Raw genomic sequence first — 15624 nt, forward strand, 5'->3', positions numbered from 1 at the left:
ACGATGAACAGAACCTACTGACGTGGTTTTAAATGCGTTTCCAGCCACGGCAGCATCTGTTTTTTACGGCTGAGCATACCTTCAACTTTACAGGGCTGCGGGATGTCTGAGAGTTCACAACCAGCAAACCACAGGCTGGTGTCGCCCAGATTAATGTCGGTGAGCATCAGAACAACCAGTGCGGCATTCTTTTCCTCTGCATAACGCACCATTTCATGACGTAAATCGTCCAGCACCGCATCCACCTGTTGCAGCGAATACAGCTCAAGCTGTGCCACACAAACCGAATGCCCATGGATGGTGAAGGATTTGATGTCTTTCTGCAGAAGTTCGTGGGCGGTCATGCCTTCCACGCTGGTTTTGGCAGATAGCAGACCGCGACTGAAAACGTCAAGGTCCACTCCAGTTTTTAGGGTTAATGCCTCAACTGCCAGGCGGTCATCTGGGGTCGTGGTCGGGGAACGAAGCGTGACAGTGTCACTCAACGCGGCACCCAGCAATAAAACGGCCTCGGCGGCAGACAACTGGCTGCGCTCAGCTTCCGTCATCAGTTGCCATAACAGCGTCGCGCTACTACCGACGGGTTTCACCCACACTTCAGGCGGCAGACGGGTCATTAATCCCCCGAGTCGGTGATGATCGATAATGCCCACGACGTTACTTTCTGCCAGCGATTCCGGCCCCTGAGCAGGCTCAGTGAAATCGACCAGCCAGACATCAAGATCGGTCAGCGGAAACGTCAGCCGCCCAGGCATTTCCAGCCCTGCATGCTCAAAGATAAATTGCGTTTCGCGATTCGGTTCGCCCAGACGCCATGCCGTCGCCTGCTGACCGCGTAAAGTAAGCCAACGCGCCGTCATTGCGGCAGTACAAATGGCATCGCTATCGGGATTAAGGTGCCCTATTACGTGTATCATCAATCAGTGCCTTGTGAAGAGAAGGGTTCAAAAGCCAACAATAACGAAAGTATATCGACCGGATACATTCCCTTCCATGATCCTATCCCCCTGTACATGCTGTACAAAACATAAGCAAAATAAATTAGTTGTAAGTAAAATACGATAAATGTTAATAATATTTTGCTATCAAGTTATCAAAAACAAACAACTTCACTTGTCATCGATACGGCTCTGTTTTTAACATCGCTTATGGAAAAAAATGTTCTGTTCAATCAGCGCATTCGCTTGCGCCACCTTCATACTTTTGTCGCCGTTGCACAACAGGGAACGTTGGGGCGCGCGGCTGAGACCCTTAACCTGAGCCAACCGGCCCTCTCCAAAACGCTGAATGAACTGGAGCAACTGACCGGTACCCGGCTCTTTGAGCGTGGCCGTCTTGGCGCGCAGTTAACGCTGCCCGGAGAACAGTTTCTTACCCACGCGGTAAGAGTGCTGGATGCGCTTAACACCGCCGGACAAGCATTAAACCAGCGCGAAGAGTCGCAGACTGATGTCGTACGAATTGGCGCCTTACCCACCGCGGCGCTGGGCATTCTGCCGGCGGTAATTGGCCCATTCCATAAACAGCAAATGGAAACCACGCTGCAGGTTGCCACCATGAGTAATCCGATGATCCTGGCAGGTTTAAAGTCCGGAGAAATTGATCTCGGCATTGGTCGTATGGCCGATCCGGAATTGATGGTCGGTCTGAACTACGAATTATTATTTCTGGAATCACTCAAACTGGTCGTGCGTCCTAACCATCCATTGTTGCAAGAAACCATCACGCTGAGCCGGGTAATGGAGTGGCCAGTGGTGGTTTCGCCGAAAGGAACCGCACCTCGCCAGCACGCAGAGACATTGTTGCAAAGTCAGGGCTGTAAAATGCCGTCGGGTTGTATTGAAACGCTGTCAGCATCGCTCTCCCGCCAACTGACGGTTGATTACGACTATGTGTGGTTTGTCCCATCAGGCGCGGTTAGAGAAGATCTGCGCCAGGCGACACTGGTGTCATTACCAATTCCCACTCACGGTGCGGCTGAACCCATCGGTATTCTTACTCGTGTCGATGTGCAACTCTCTCAGGCCGCGCAGATCCTTATCGCCGCAATACGCAAAACCGTGCCGTTTTGATGCCAAAAATAAAGGGACCATCTGGTCCCTTTATTGATGCTTAAAACGTTTCCCAGTTATCGCCGTTGGCCGTTGCCGCCTGCGGACGTGAATGACCCGGCGTAGGCGCCACCTGAGCGCGTTTAATTGCGCTTGTCCCGGTTAAACGGAATGTGCCGACGGCTTCCGTTAAGCGTGCTGCCTGTTCTTCAAGAGATGCTGCAGCGGCGGATGCTTCTTCAACCAGCGAGGCGTTTTGCTGCGTGACCTTGTCCATCTCTGAAATAGCCTGACTCACCTGGACGATGCCCCGGCTTTGTTCATCGGAGGCCGCTGCAATTTCCAGCATAATGTCGGTCACGCGTTTTACCGCATCGACAATATCCGTCATCGTATTGCCTGCTGCGACCACTTCTCCGGACCCCTGGTCAATCAGCCGGACTGACTCGCTAATCAACCCTTCAATCTCTTTTGCCGCCTGGGCGCTGCGGCTTGCCAACGTACGCACCTCACTGGCTACGACGGCAAACCCTCGCCCCTGCTCTCCTGCCCGCGCCGCTTCTACCGCTGCGTTCAGCGCCAGGATATTAGTCTGGAAGGCAATGCTGTTAATAACGGCGGTAATTTCAGAAATTTTCTTCGAACTCGTTGAGATATTTCCCATGGTTTTAACCACGCCAGAAACCATCTGCCCGCCCCGGCTGGCCTTGCCGGAAGCATCTTCCGCCAACTTGCTCGCATGATGCGCGTTGTCGGCATTTTGCTTCACCGTAGCCGTCAACTCTTCCATGCTGGCTGCTGTTTGCTCAATCGCCGCGGCCTGTTGCTCGGTACGGGAAGACAAATCGGTGTTCCCTGCCGAAATCTCACTGGTACCGCGATAAATTTCTTCCGCGCCCTGACGAACCGTGCCCACTGTCTTCGCCAGCGACCGTTGCATAGTTTGCAGATGGCGGCTCAGGCGGCCAATTTCGCTGCGCCCGGTCGGTTCCTCCTGCATCGTCAGATCCCCTACTGAAATTTGCTCAATGCGCTGTGCCGCGCGCAACAGAGGATGAATGACGGTACGGCGCAGAACGATGAACGTCATCACGGTCAGCGCTAGTGCAAGAACGAATGCGCCCAGCATAAAGGCCATGCCAAGCTGTGTACGTTGGTGTGCCTGTTCGCTTAACTGATTCGCCCTGGCGGTACGAATGTCGATCGCTTTTAACAACACCTTATTGTAAGCAGAGTCCAGCGGTCTGGCCTGTTCATTTTCATGGTTGATGATCGCTTCGAACATGCCGTTTTTAGCGTACTTCAGCATAGGTTGTAAGCCGTCGATATAGGCTTTGAAACTGGCACTCAGTTCAGCGTCTAACGCTTCACCGGCAGTGGTTTTCACTGCACGCGCCATATAGGTATTGAAACCGTCCTGCGATTGCTTAATACGTTTTTCTGCCTCGGCAATATTGGCCTTCATGTCATCCATTTCAGCAATACGGCTCGCCGCACCAGCATGGATCATGTTGATACGCGCGGTGCGTAAGTGGTTAGAGCTGTTAGATAACCCCATCCGAACCTGAATCTCATCGGTTACATCGCGCTGATCGCGATCGGCCTGCATAAGAAAATAACTTGCCAGCCCCGAACTTAAGGCGAACAACAGAAGGATGCCACCGAGAATGGAGGAAAACAGCGGAACCAGCCGGATTTGATGCAGAAAGCCCAGTTTATACTGGGCTTGCATCGATGTAGTGTTGTCCATGACCGTCGACTCTCTTGTAGGGTTTATGCGTGAAAACACGCCCGTTAGATAGTCATCGGCAATCCGGGAGGTTTACTTACCGTGAAAAGCGCCGGATTCGTCACACTTTCACAACATAATTCTAAAAAATTCAGGAAAGTGCCAGCGGTCAAATCCGCTGGCCCATGAATCAGTTATCACCAAAATGGATAACGGTACGGATGGATTTACCCTGATGCATTAAATCGAACGCTTCGTTAATCTGCTCCAGCGGTAAACGATGGGTAATAAAGGGATCCAACTGAATTTTCCCACTCATCGCTTCTTCGACCATGCCAGGAAGCTGAGTGCGCCCCTTCACGCCGCCAAACGCGGAACCGCGCCACACGCGCCCGGTCACTAACTGGAATGGACGTGTTTTGATCTCCTGACCAGCACCCGCCACGCCAATAATGATGCTTTCGCCCCACCCTTTATGACAGCACTCCAGTGCTGCACGCATCACGTTAACGTTGCCGATGCACTCAAAGCTAAAGTCCACGCCACCGTCGGTAAGTTCGACAATCACGTCCTGAATCGGTTTATCGTAATCGTTCGGGTTGATGAAATCGGTCGCCCCCATTTCACCCGCCAGTTTGAATTTCTCCGGATTGGTATCAACGGCCAGAATACGCCCGGCTTTTGCCTGCACCGCGCCCTGAATCACTGCCAGGCCAATACCGCCCAGACCAAATACGGCTACGGTATCGCCTTCCTTCACTTTCGCGGTGTTATGGACCGCTCCGATACCGGTGGTCACGCCACACCCCAGCAGACACACTTTATCCAGCGGAGCCTGCGGGTTAACCTTCGCCAGCGAGATCTCTGCGCAAACGGTGTATTCGCTGAAGGTACTGGTGCCCATATAGTGATAAATCGGCTCGCCATTATACGAGAAGCGCGTTGTGCCATCCGGCATCAGACCTTTGCCCTGTGTCGCCCGCACGGCCTGACACAAGTTAGTTTTACCCGATTTACAGAACTTGCACTCGCCACATTCTGCGGTGTACAGCGGGATCACATGATCGCCCGGTTTCAGGCTGGTGACGCCTTCCCCCACTTCAACCACAATGCCGCCGCCTTCATGACCCAGTACCGCCGGGAACACACCTTCCGGATCGTCACCTGAGAGCGTAAAAGCGTCAGTATGGCACACGCCGGTGTGGGTAATTTTAACCAGCACTTCACCTTTCTTTGGCGGTGCAACGTCGATTTCGACAATTTTTAACGGTTGGCCGGGGCCAAATGCAACTGCTGCACGTGATTTCATTTGTCTCTTCCCATTATTGCAAGGTGATGGTGTTATTTTAGATAAGCACGCAGAAGATGGCCGATCTCAGCCATGCGCACAGCTCGTTGGTCTGGCGTTGTCTCCCCACTGACCAGTTCATCTTTCAGGTGAATCTCAACCATTTCGCCCATCAGGCCATTGGATGCACCGCGTACGGCGGCAATTTGTTGCAGGATCGCCAGACACGGTTCGCCAGATTCCAGCGCGCGCTCAAGTGCATCAACCTGACCGCGAATACGGCGTACACGGGTGAGAATGCGTTTTTTATCTTCAGGTGAATGCGGCATACGCCCTCCAAATCCTATACCCCCCTATAGTATCACTGTTTTTAATCTATTTGTAACAAATTAGGTTTATTTACTATTCACCAATGAAGATAATCCCGTTTTGCAGGATTGATGAGCATTTTGAATGGTCGGCACGAAGATAATTGTTCTGTAATACTAACTATAATTATATGGATATAACACGTAAAATGGATTCATTATCCAATAACTAGAATAATTATGAATTTTTATCATTATTTTATAATATACGCCGTGGAATTTGTCGTCATGTTCACGCTGTTAATCCGCGGGGACAAAATACATGACCTCGAATTTGATTTAATCGATACGCTCAGAACATCTTTATTGTGGCCATTTTATGTAGTAGCAATGATCTGCATTATTATTTACTCATTTTTTATACGGAAAATACTATATGAGTAATATAGAGAAATGTGCAACGCTACTACCTAACCCGCAACAAATCGCTGTATCTCGTGGTATAACGCGGTGAAAGCATGTCTCGCTTCATCGCCCACGGTTGCTGTATCCCTTGTCCGGCAAAGTAGAGCGTTCCTTTCCCTTTTTTAGCATTAAGCGTATCCAGTACATCCATCAGTTTATCGCTGTTACGCCGTGGGCAGTTGTCGTCAAAAAGATTCAGCTGCGCAACGCCAGAGCTAAAAAAATCCCCCAACATAACGCCCGCTTTTTGGTAACGCAGCCCCGCTCGCCAGATGGCATCCAGGCTGCGCGTTGCCGCTGCAATAATATCCCGACTATCCTGAGTTGGCGTCAGCAGTTTTATCGACGCGCTGTTTCCGTAATAAGGTTCATTCAGAACAAACGGACTGGTTTTGATAAACGTAGAGATAAACCGGCAATACTGGTGCTCTCTGCGCAGCTTTTCCGCAGCGCGTGAAGCATAGGTGCAAATTGCCTCTCTCATCGCGTTGTAATCCGTGAGTTTTTCACCAAACGATCTTGAGCAGATAATTTCCTGCTTATCCGGCGCAAACTCTTCCAGCGCCAGACAAGGTTCACCGCGCAATTCCCGAACGGTTCGCTCAAGTACGACATTGAAATGTTTACGAATGAAGCGAATGTCGGTATTCGCCAGATCGAGAACCGTTTTAATGCCCATGGCATCCAGTCTCTTGCTGATACGGCGCCCGACACCCCAGACTTCATCAACCGGAAGTGCGGCCATTAGTTTACGCTGACGTTCAATATTTGAGAGATCCACGACTCCGCCGGTTTGCTCCTGCCACTTTTTGGCTGCATGATTCGCCAGTTTGGCCAGCGTTTTGGTCTGGGCGATGCCAACCCCAACCGTGAGACGTGTTTTCTGTAAAATGGTAGCTCTGATTTCCCGACCAAAATTCGTAAGATCCCGGCAGTTTCGCACCCCCGTTAAATCGCAAAAGGCTTCATCAATACTGTACATCTCCACACGCGGCGACAACTCCTCCAGAATCGACATCACCCTGCTGCTCATATCCGCATACAATTCGTAGTTCGAACTAAAACAGAACACGCCATAACGCCTGAACAGATCTTTCTGTTTGAAATACGGTGCGCCCATATTAACGCCAAGCGCTTTTGCTTCCGCACTACTGGCAATGACACAGCCATCATTATTTGAAAGAACGACAACGGGTTTGCCTTTCAGATCGGGCCGGAATGCCGACTCACAGCTGGCATAAAATGAATTAACATCCACCAGAGCAAACATAATCAGCCCGCGGCTTTAACGATAAATGTCACCACGCCAAATATATCCAGCGTGTCCTCGCTGCTAATCATGATCGGCGCGTAGGCGCTGTTCTCTGGCTTCAGCATGATAACTGGGTGTAATTGCAGACGTTTAACGGTGAATTCACCCTCAATAGCGGCAATAACGATATCTCCATGGGCAGGCTTTCTGGCGCTGTCGACAATCAGCAAATCGCCCTCGCCGATCCCTGCTCCCCTCATGGAGTCGCCAGATGATTTAACAAAATAGGTTGCGCTGGGATGCCGTACCAGCAGGTCATTAAGGTCGATACGCTTCTCAACGTAGTCCTGTGCCGGAGATGGAAAACCACAGGGTACAAGATCGCTAAATAGCGGAAAGTGTTTAATTTCGCGGCGTTCCGCAGGCTGGAAAAACAACATAATAATCTGCCTCTCATTAACTGTGTTTATATACAGTAGTTTTAATAAGGACAGCGATCAAGTGACAAGAGTGGCGAATTGAGCGTTGTTTAACCATCTTGTCGATAAGCTTTTATGATGTCTGGAAAAATAATTGGCTAAAAAAATGCCCCACATTTGTGGGGCATTACCTCAGGAGCGTTTTCGCGGCATCATGCGCAACAACGTATTGTCCTTCCAGAAATAGTGGTGCATCAGGGCCGCTGCGGCATGCAGAGCAATGACAAAATAGCCCAGGTTGGCCAGCGTCACGTGCCAGGACTTCAGCATATCCACTACATCAAAGTTGGCCTCTGCTGCATGTGGCATAACGATGCCAAATGCAATCCACGGGTTACCCCGGTTGTACATCATTACCAGGCCAATAATCGGCAGCACAATAAACAACAGATAGATAACCAGATGCCCGAGATGCGCCATCCCGGTCATCATCGGCTTCGGTTTTGGCACAATCGGCGGTGCTGGATATTTGAGCCTGACCAGCAAGCGCGCCACCATCAGCGTTAAAATGGTGATACCGCAGGAGACGTGCACCATATTGAACACGGGGCGATAGCTGCGCGGGAAAAATCCGCGAAACTCCATGGCGCTGTAGGCCACAATGACCAACAAAAAGACCAGCCAGTGAATACCAATTTGCAGGCCAGAATACTTATTCCCCATAACATTTCCTGAATAAAAACAATAATGCGTCAACATAACGGGCTTTTGTTAAAAATTCATTAAGTTTTGTTCACCTATTTTCAGTCAGTTGCGTTTAACCTCAAAACAGCTATTGGCGCGGATGCACCGCCAGGTGTAGAGTAAAACTCAGGACTGCAGATAGACCACCTGCGTTTGCAGATATTCACTCAGACCATGTTTACCGTCTGCCCCACCAATCCCGGACTTGCGCCAGCCCGCATGGAACCCCTGCATCGCCTCGAAGTTTTCACGATTAATGTAGGTTTCGCCAAACTTCAGCCCTTTAATCGCCTTCATCGCCGTGTTCAGGTTTTGCGTGTAAATCGATGAAGTCAGACCATAGTCACTGTCATTGGCCATTGTCAGCGCTTCTTCCAGCGTATTAAACGCCACCACCGGCAGCACCGGGCCAAACGTCTCCTCGTGCATAATCGCCATCTCCTGGCGCACGTCTAACAGTAACGTCGGCGGATAGTAATAACCTTTGCCGGCAACGGCTTTACCGCCCAACACCAGTCTGGCTCCTTCCTGCACCGCGCGTGCAACTTTCTGCTCAACACGCGCCAACGCAGCAGCGTTAATCAGCGGTCCCATTGCAATGTCATTGCGCTCGGCCGGATTGCCAAACTGCACAGCTTTCATCGCCTCACCCAGACGATTGACGAACTGGTCATAGATGCCTTTCTGCACGTACACACGCTCTGCACAGTTGCATACCTGTCCGGTATTGATCACTCGCGAATCAACAATCGCCTTCACGGCCAGTTCAAGGTCAGCATCATCCATTACTATTGCAGGCGCTTTGCCACCCAGCTCCAGACAAACTTTAGTGATGTTTTTAGCCGCCGCGGCCATAATTTTCTCGCCCGCGCCGACGCTGCCGGTCATACTCACCATCGCTACCTTCGGATTTCCAGCCAACTCCTGACCGACCGTTTCACCGCGTCCGAGCACCAGATTAAATACGCCGCGCGGCAAGCCGATATCATCAACAATTTTGGCAAAGGCGATGGCGTTATTCGGTGTGAATTCACTCGGTTTAATAACAATGGTATTCCCCGTCAGCAATGCGGGAGCCAGCTTGCGGGCAATCAGGAAAAACGGAAAGTTCCACGGCAGAATGCCCGTGGTCACGCCCAGAGCGCGCTTAAACAACAGAATATTCTCGCCCGGACGATCGCTTTGCAGGATCTCGCCTTCATAGCGACGCGCCCATTCCGCCATGTAATCGATATAGTCGGCGGTAAATGAGACTTCAACCTCAGCCAGTTGCTGGATCTTTCCACCTTCCGCCACAATCAACGCACTGATTTCATCGGCTCGCTGGCGGATGCCCGCAGAAATTTTGCGTAACCAGTTCGCCCGTTCAATGGCAGGCAGGGCTTCCCATTGCGGCTGAGCACGCTGCGCGGCATCGATCGCTTTACGCGCATCTTCGGCACGTCCATCGGGAATACGTGAGATTACCTCTTCCGTGGCCGGATTGACGACATCAATCCAGGCGTCATCGTGCCAGGTCACAAACTGCCCATCGATATACATAGGATGTTGTACGGGTACTGACATGCGGTTCTCCTGTGATTGATTTGTTTTTAACAAGTGAAACTATTGTTAATTAATATCAATCATGCATGTCAGATTATGGCTGTCATCGCTGTTCTGTGAGCGGCTTCATAAAAGCGTTTGGTAAAGTGATGATAAAGGGAAAAAAACAGTCGGGATTTCTGCCCGTTTGCCGCAAAACGCCGACAAACGGGCAGCAGGCGTTACAGAGAGCGGCTCTCCAGTAAGTCAGTCAACGCAGTGTCATTTCGCAACTGCTGCCAGGCTTGCTCAATATTCTGAGGAATATCAACATGGGCGATAAAATCGCGGCCGCAAGGCCCATAACCATCGGCATCGTCACGCAGGCGTGGAAGCTCACCGGTAATGAGAGACAGGTAGCGATCCACCGACCAAAGGCCTTCTGCGGCGGGTACAAAATCCACGCCGTTTTGCTGTTGGACCAGTTCGGGGCTGAAACCAGGGAAACTCAGCCAGCGCGGCGCATGCAGATCATCACGGGTTACGCGCTCAAACGTCGCCATCGTGCGACGTTGCATAGTAGGATCCTGCACCACAATAACGGTATGAATGTTTTCTGCCGCCTGATTCAACAATGCACAGCTAAACCGGGCATTCTCACCGCAATTTGTTGACTGGTCTTCCACCCAAATCTTCTCACCCGGAATCAGCCAGAACTGGTGAGCGATATCGGCAAGGATCGCGGCTTCAGCGCGTCCGGTAGTGCGAATGATGTTATAGCGAGGATGCTGAGCAATCGCGTCATACAGAAAGCGCGTAGAATGACCGATGCCACCGCTAATCAATAAAGGAACCTGTTGTTCTTTCGCGATCCGACAAGCAGCGTCGATGGTCGGAATAACCGCGTTGCCCGCCAGAATCACGCAGTCTGACTGAACGGTGACATTTTCCATAAAATCATTCTGCGCCAACCATTGCCCTACGGTATTTATAGCCGCAAGGGTGGCTGCGGAAAGTATCGGAAACTGACTCATACTCATACTCCTGGTGTTTATTCTTTACCGGGTACAGATGCCGGATGGCGACTATGCCTTATCCGGCCTAAGGTCCAGCACCGTGTCACCCCGTAATCTGCTCCATCGCTTGCAGAATACGTTTATCGGAGATCGGATACGGCGTACCAAGCTGCTGGGCAAAATAGCTGACGCGCAGCTCTTCTATCATCCAGCGGATCTCTTTGACATCATCATCTTCACGCCGCGCGGGAGGTAGTTTATTGAACCACTGCTGCCAGGCCTGCTGCACGCTATCTACTTTCAGCATCTGTGCGCGATCGCGATGCGGATCGATAGCCAGCTTTTCCAGACGTTTTTCAATAGCCTGCAAATAACGCAATGTATCGCCCAGACGTTTGAAACCGTTGCCGGTAACAAACCCACGGTACACCAGCCCACCCATCTGTGATTTGATATCCGCAAGTCCCAGCGCCATGGTCATATCCACGCGCCCTTTCAGACGTTTATTGATATTAAACACTGCAGTCAGGATCTGTTCGACCTGCTTCGCAATATCCACCACCGTATCGTTCAGTTCAGCCCGAACTTTTTCATGCAGTGCCGCAAACCCCTCTTCGGTCCACACCGGACCGCCGTTAGCGTCAATCAGTTGATCCACACCGCAGGAGATACAGTCGTCAATCAAATCCAGCACTTTACCGTACGGGTTAAAATACAGCCCCAGCTTAGCTTTATTAGGCAGCTTCTCATGCAAATATTTGATTGGAGATGGAATATTCAACAACAACAGGCGGCGTAAACCGCACCACATCGCCTGCTGTTGCTCCAGCGGATTATCAAACAGTTTGATAGCAACGCTGTCACGCTCATCTACCAGCGCTGGCCACGCTTTTACCTTATAGTTACCGCGTTTTTGCTCGTAACTTTCCGGAAGGTGGCCGAAGCTCCAGATGTGCAATCCGCTCTGCTCGATACCGTCATCTGCCACCGCAGACAATGTTTCCTGAACTTTACCCTTTAGCGCATCTTTCAAATCCTGCAGCGAACGCCCTTCCTGCAGCTTCTTGTTCTTATCATCCACTACCCGGAAGGTGATTTTTAGGTGATCGGGCACCTGATCCCAATGCCAGTCTTCACGGTCAACGGTAACGCCCGTCATTCGGCGCAATTCACGCTCCAACGAGTCCAGTAACGGCAATTCCAGCGGCGTCACTCGGCCTAAAAACGCTTCCGCATAGTTCGGTGCAGGCACGAAGTTGCGTCGAACGGGTTTCGGCAGCGATTTAATCAGGGCGATCACCAGCTCGCGGCGCAGCCCCGGAATTTGCCATTCAAAACCGCTCTCTTCGATCTGGTTAAGCAGCGGCAACGGAATATGTACGGTCACGCCGTCCGCATCGGCTCCGGGTTCGAACTGATAACTCAGGCGCAGTTTGAGATTGCCCTGATGCCAGAAGTTCGGGTAATCCAGCTTACTGATCTTTTCCGCGCCCTCTTTGATGAGCATACTTTTTTCAAAGTTGAGCAGATCGGGCGTTTCACGGCTGACCTTTTTCCACCAGCTGTCAAAGTGACGAGCGGAGACCACATCATGGCTGATGCGTTGGTCGTAAAACTCAAACAGCGTCTCATCATCGACCAGAATGTCGCGACGGCGTGATTTGTGTTCTAACTCTTCCACCTCAGCCCGTAGCTTCAGATTGTCACGGAAAAACGCATGGCGCGTTTGCCAGTCGCCTTCCACCAACGCATGGCGGATGAACAGTTCACGCGACAGCACTGGATCAATCTGGCTGTAGTTCACCTTACGGGCGGCCACAATCGGTAAGCCGTAAACGGTGACTTTTTCTGTCGCCATCACTGCGCCCTGCGCGCGTTCCCAGTGAGGTTCACTGTATGAACGTTTGATCAGATGCTGGGCAACCGGCTCCACCCACTCGGGATCGATACGTGCGGCAATACGTCCCCACAGGCGGCTGGTTTCCACCAGCTCGGCAACCATCGTCCATTTCGGTGGTTTTTTAAACAAACCAGAACCAGGGAAGATCGAGAAGCGTGCGTTACGCGCCCCGGTAAATTCTTGTTTATCGGCATCTTTCATCCCGATATGTGAGAGTAATCCGGTCAACAGCGCAACGTGAACTTCCCGATACTCAGCAGGTTCGCTGTTAACCGGAATACCCAACTCTTTCACTACCTGGCGCAGTTGCGTGTAGATATCCTGCCACTCTCGCACGCGCAGGTAGTTCAGAAAATCAAGTTTGCACTGGCGACGGAACTGGTTTGACGACAGCGCTTTTTGCTGCTCGCCGAGATAGTTCCACAGGTTTACAAACGCAAGGAAATCAGACTCTTTGTCGTGGAAACGGCGGTGCTTCTCGTCGGAAGCCTGCTGCTTATCCATTGGACGCTCGCGCGGATCCTGAATCGACAGCGCCGAGGTAATGATCATCGCCTCACGTACGCAGCCATGCTTTTGCGCTTCCAGCACCATGCGCGCCAGACGCGGGTCGACCGGCAGTTGCGACAGCTGACGCCCCAACGGCGTTAACTTATACGCGGTTGCCTGTTCATCGGTGGTTATCGCCCCCAACTCTTCGAGCAGGCGTACCCCGTCCTGAATATTGCGTTTATCCGGTGCTTCAACGAACGGGAATGCCGCGATATCACCCAGCCCCAGCGCAGTCATCTGCAAAATAACGGATGCCAGGTTGGTACGCAGGATCTCCGGGTCGGTAAACTCCGGGCGTGACAGGAAATCGTCTTCGGAATACAGACGAATACAGATCCCTTCCGAAACACGACCGCAGCGGCCTTTACGCTGGTTGGCAGAAGCCTGCGATACCGGCTCAATCGGCAAACGCTGAACTTTAGTACGGTAGCTGTAACGGCTGATACGCGCAGTGCCCGGGTCGATCACATATTTGATCCCCGGCACGGTTAGCGAGGTTTCCGCCACGTTGGTCGCCAGCACGATACGGCGGCCGCTGTGCGACTGGAATACGCGGTTCTGCTCACTGTTGGAAAGACGCGCATATAGCGGTAGCACTTCGGTATGGCGCAAATCCAGCTTATTCAGCGCATCGGCAGTATCGCGAATTTCGCGCTCGCCGCTCATGAAGATCAGAATATCGCCCTGGCTTTCACGGCCTAACTCATCTACAGCATCAAAAATTGCCTGCAGTTGGTCACGTTCCGTGTCATCTGCATCTTCAACAATCGGGCGATAACGCACTTCTACCGGGTACGTTCGACCGGAGACTTCGATAATCGGCGCGTTATTGAAATGCGTTGAAAAACGCTCCGGGTCGATGGTCGCCGAAGTGATAATAATTTTTAGATCCGGACGGCGCGGAAGGAGTTCTTTCAAATAGCCGAGCAGAAAATCGATATTCAGACTGCGTTCATGTGCTTCATCGATGATGATGGTGTCGTACTGCATCAGCAGCCGATCCTGCTGGATTTCCGCCAGCAGGATACCGTCGGTCATCAGCTTAACCATGGTGTTGTCACTGACATGATCGCTGAAACGGACTTTATACCCGATACAGCCGCCCGGCTCAGTTTGCAACTCTTCCGCAATGCGGTTCGCCACGGTGCGCGCCGCCAGACGACGCGGTTGGGTGTGGCCAATCAGCCCTTTCACCCCGCGCCCCAGCTCCATACAGATTTTCGGCAACTGAGTGGTTTTACCAGAGCCGGTTTCCCCGGCAACAATCACCACCTGATGGTCGCGAATGGCTTCCAGAATATCCTGCTTTTTCTGACTAACAGGCAGGTTTTCCGGATAGGTAATCTTCGGACGAGCCGCTTCGCGCAGCACGACTTTACCTGCTGCCTGCGCGATCTCTTTTGCCATCTCCTGGTAAATGGCCTGTTGTGCATCAGGATTTTTAACCTTCTTCACGCCGTGGAGGCGGCGAGCAAAACGCTGTCTGTCGCGCAGCATCAGTGAGTCCAGCTGTTGCTGCAGCATGTTGAAGGTTAATTTTTGTTGTTCTGTCATAGCGTTAAAAGGCAGTGTTCTGCCGGGTTAAATCTCTTGTAGATGATAGGTATAGAGTACCACATCGGCGCTTTTCATGTGTTGTTCAATAATTTCGAACATAGAGTTCGATATATTGCGCTATCACTGCGACAGGATTGTGAATAAAGTGTCAACAAGCAACGGGGCCTCCCCCTTCAAACACATAAAAGGAAACACCCATGAGCAAGGTATTAGTTCTTAAATCCAGTATTCTGGCAGGGTACTCTCAGTCTGGTCAGTTGTCTGATTATTTTGTTGAGCAGTGGCGTGAAAAGCATTCCGCTGATGAAATCACCGTCCGTGACCTGGCTGCAAATCCTGTTCCGGTGCTGGATGGCGAACTGGTGGGTGCGATGCGCCCGAGCGATACGCCGCTGACGCCACGCCAGCAAGAAGCGCTCGCGCTGTCCGATGAGCTGATTGCAGAACTGAAAGCGCATGATGTGATTGTTATCGCCGCGCCGATGTATAACTTCAACATCCCAACGCAGCTGAAAAACTATTTCGACCTGATTGCCCGTGCTGGCGTGACTTTCCGTTATACGGAGAAAGGTCCGGAAGGTCTGGTGACCGGCAAACGTGCGGTGATCCTCTCCAGTCGCGGCGGTATTCATAAAGATACCCCAACCGATCTGATCGCTCCGTATCTGAAAGTTTTCCTCGGCTTCATCGGGATTACCGATGTGAACTTCGTGTTCGCCGAAGGGATTGCTTATGGCCCGGAAGTAGCATCCAAAGCACAATCCGATGCGAAAGCCGCTATCGACAGCGTCGTCACTGCCTGATAACTCACCCTCTCAC

The 15624-nt window shown here is 51.6% G+C and carries 12 protein-coding genes; 2 read left to right on the forward strand and 10 right to left on the reverse strand.

The window, feature by feature from the left end:
- Nucleotides 1–14 precede the first annotated feature (14 nt).
- Nucleotides 15–917, reverse strand: coding sequence for a DHHA2 domain-containing protein (locus ACU8YC_RS02380; RefSeq protein ID WP_187252377.1), 903 nt, complete (start codon nt 915–917; stop codon nt 15–17).
- Between the two features lie 231 nt (nt 918–1148).
- Here ACU8YC_RS02380 and pcaQ point away from each other — a divergent pair, with 231 nt between their 5' ends.
- Nucleotides 1149–2072, forward strand: coding sequence for a pca operon transcription factor PcaQ (gene pcaQ, locus ACU8YC_RS02385; protein WP_151219294.1), 924 nt, complete (start codon nt 1149–1151; stop codon nt 2070–2072).
- A gap of 40 nt (nt 2073–2112) precedes the next feature.
- Here the strand turns inward: pcaQ and ACU8YC_RS02390 are convergent, their stop codons facing one another.
- The 9 genes from ACU8YC_RS02390 to hrpA form a co-directional block, all read right to left on the reverse strand.
- A complete protein-coding gene (locus ACU8YC_RS02390) occupies nt 2113–3801 on the reverse strand; it encodes a methyl-accepting chemotaxis protein (protein ID WP_151219295.1) in 1689 nt (562 codons plus the stop codon).
- Between the two features lie 169 nt (nt 3802–3970).
- Complete coding sequence (locus ACU8YC_RS02395; protein ID WP_151219296.1) at nt 3971–5089, reverse strand: S-(hydroxymethyl)glutathione dehydrogenase/class III alcohol dehydrogenase; 1119 nt, start codon at nt 5087–5089, stop codon at nt 3971–3973.
- Nucleotides 5090–5121: 32 nt separating this feature from the next.
- A complete protein-coding gene (locus ACU8YC_RS02400; RefSeq protein ID WP_003833178.1) occupies nt 5122–5397 on the reverse strand; it encodes a metal/formaldehyde-sensitive transcriptional repressor in 276 nt (91 codons plus the stop codon).
- A gap of 445 nt (nt 5398–5842) precedes the next feature.
- Nucleotides 5843–7111: a Y-family DNA polymerase gene (locus ACU8YC_RS02405; RefSeq protein ID WP_151219298.1), complete on the reverse strand. Its 1269-nt coding sequence runs from the start codon at nt 7109–7111 to the stop codon at nt 5843–5845.
- 2 nt (nt 7112–7113) lie between these two features.
- Nucleotides 7114–7533 (reverse strand): translesion error-prone DNA polymerase V autoproteolytic subunit, encoded by a 420-nt coding sequence (locus ACU8YC_RS02410; RefSeq protein ID WP_005126708.1) that lies wholly within the window; start codon nt 7531–7533, stop codon nt 7114–7116.
- A 171-nt stretch (nt 7534–7704) separates the two neighbouring features.
- Entirely contained in the window at nt 7705–8235 is a 531-nt protein-coding gene (gene cybB, locus ACU8YC_RS02415) for a cytochrome b561 (RefSeq protein WP_151219299.1), read from the reverse strand.
- 147 nt (nt 8236–8382) lie between these two features.
- On the reverse strand, nt 8383–9822 hold the full coding sequence (gene aldA / locus ACU8YC_RS02420) for an aldehyde dehydrogenase (RefSeq protein ID WP_151225488.1): 1440 nt from the start codon (nt 9820–9822) through the stop codon (nt 8383–8385).
- A gap of 200 nt (nt 9823–10022) precedes the next feature.
- A complete protein-coding gene (locus ACU8YC_RS02425; protein WP_187252375.1) occupies nt 10023–10820 on the reverse strand; it encodes a YdcF family protein in 798 nt (265 codons plus the stop codon).
- Between the two features lie 79 nt (nt 10821–10899).
- On the reverse strand, nt 10900–14802 hold the full coding sequence (gene hrpA, locus ACU8YC_RS02430) for an ATP-dependent RNA helicase HrpA (RefSeq protein WP_446894981.1): 3903 nt from the start codon (nt 14800–14802) through the stop codon (nt 10900–10902).
- Nucleotides 14803–15002: 200 nt separating this feature from the next.
- On the opposite strand from hrpA, the gene azoR reads away from it, so the two are divergent.
- Nucleotides 15003–15608: an FMN-dependent NADH-azoreductase gene (gene azoR / locus ACU8YC_RS02435; protein ID WP_151225490.1), complete on the forward strand. Its 606-nt coding sequence runs from the start codon at nt 15003–15005 to the stop codon at nt 15606–15608.
- Nucleotides 15609–15624: the final 16 nt, after the last annotated feature.

Source organism: Citrobacter sp. VF227, from assembly GCF_052950715.1.

Excerpts from the sequence above, each read along its gene's own strand:
- ACU8YC_RS02380 (WP_187252377.1), bottom strand. The coding sequence starts at position 917 with ATGATACACGTAATAGGGCACCTTAATCCCGATAGCGATGCCATTTGT.
- pcaQ (WP_151219294.1), top strand. The coding sequence starts at position 1,149 with ATGGAAAAAAATGTTCTGTTCAATCAGCGCATTCGCTTGCGCCACCTT.
- ACU8YC_RS02390 (WP_151219295.1), bottom strand. The coding sequence starts at position 3,801 with ATGGACAACACTACATCGATGCAAGCCCAGTATAAACTGGGCTTTCTG.
- ACU8YC_RS02395 (WP_151219296.1), bottom strand. The coding sequence starts at position 5,089 with ATGAAATCACGTGCAGCAGTTGCATTTGGCCCCGGCCAACCGTTAAAA.
- ACU8YC_RS02400 (WP_003833178.1), bottom strand. The coding sequence starts at position 5,397 with ATGCCGCATTCACCTGAAGATAAAAAACGCATTCTCACCCGTGTACGC.
- ACU8YC_RS02405 (WP_151219298.1), bottom strand. The coding sequence starts at position 7,111 with ATGTTTGCTCTGGTGGATGTTAATTCATTTTATGCCAGCTGTGAGTCG.
- ACU8YC_RS02410 (WP_005126708.1), bottom strand. The coding sequence starts at position 7,533 with ATGTTGTTTTTCCAGCCTGCGGAACGCCGCGAAATTAAACACTTTCCG.
- cybB (WP_151219299.1), bottom strand. The coding sequence starts at position 8,235 with ATGGGGAATAAGTATTCTGGCCTGCAAATTGGTATTCACTGGCTGGTC.
- aldA (WP_151225488.1), bottom strand. The coding sequence starts at position 9,822 with ATGTCAGTACCCGTACAACATCCTATGTATATCGATGGGCAGTTTGTG.
- ACU8YC_RS02425 (WP_187252375.1), bottom strand. The coding sequence starts at position 10,820 with ATGAGTATGAGTCAGTTTCCGATACTTTCCGCAGCCACCCTTGCGGCT.
- hrpA (WP_446894981.1), bottom strand. The coding sequence starts at position 14,802 with ATGACAGAACAACAAAAATTAACCTTCAACATGCTGCAGCAACAGCTG.
- azoR (WP_151225490.1), top strand. The coding sequence starts at position 15,003 with ATGAGCAAGGTATTAGTTCTTAAATCCAGTATTCTGGCAGGGTACTCT.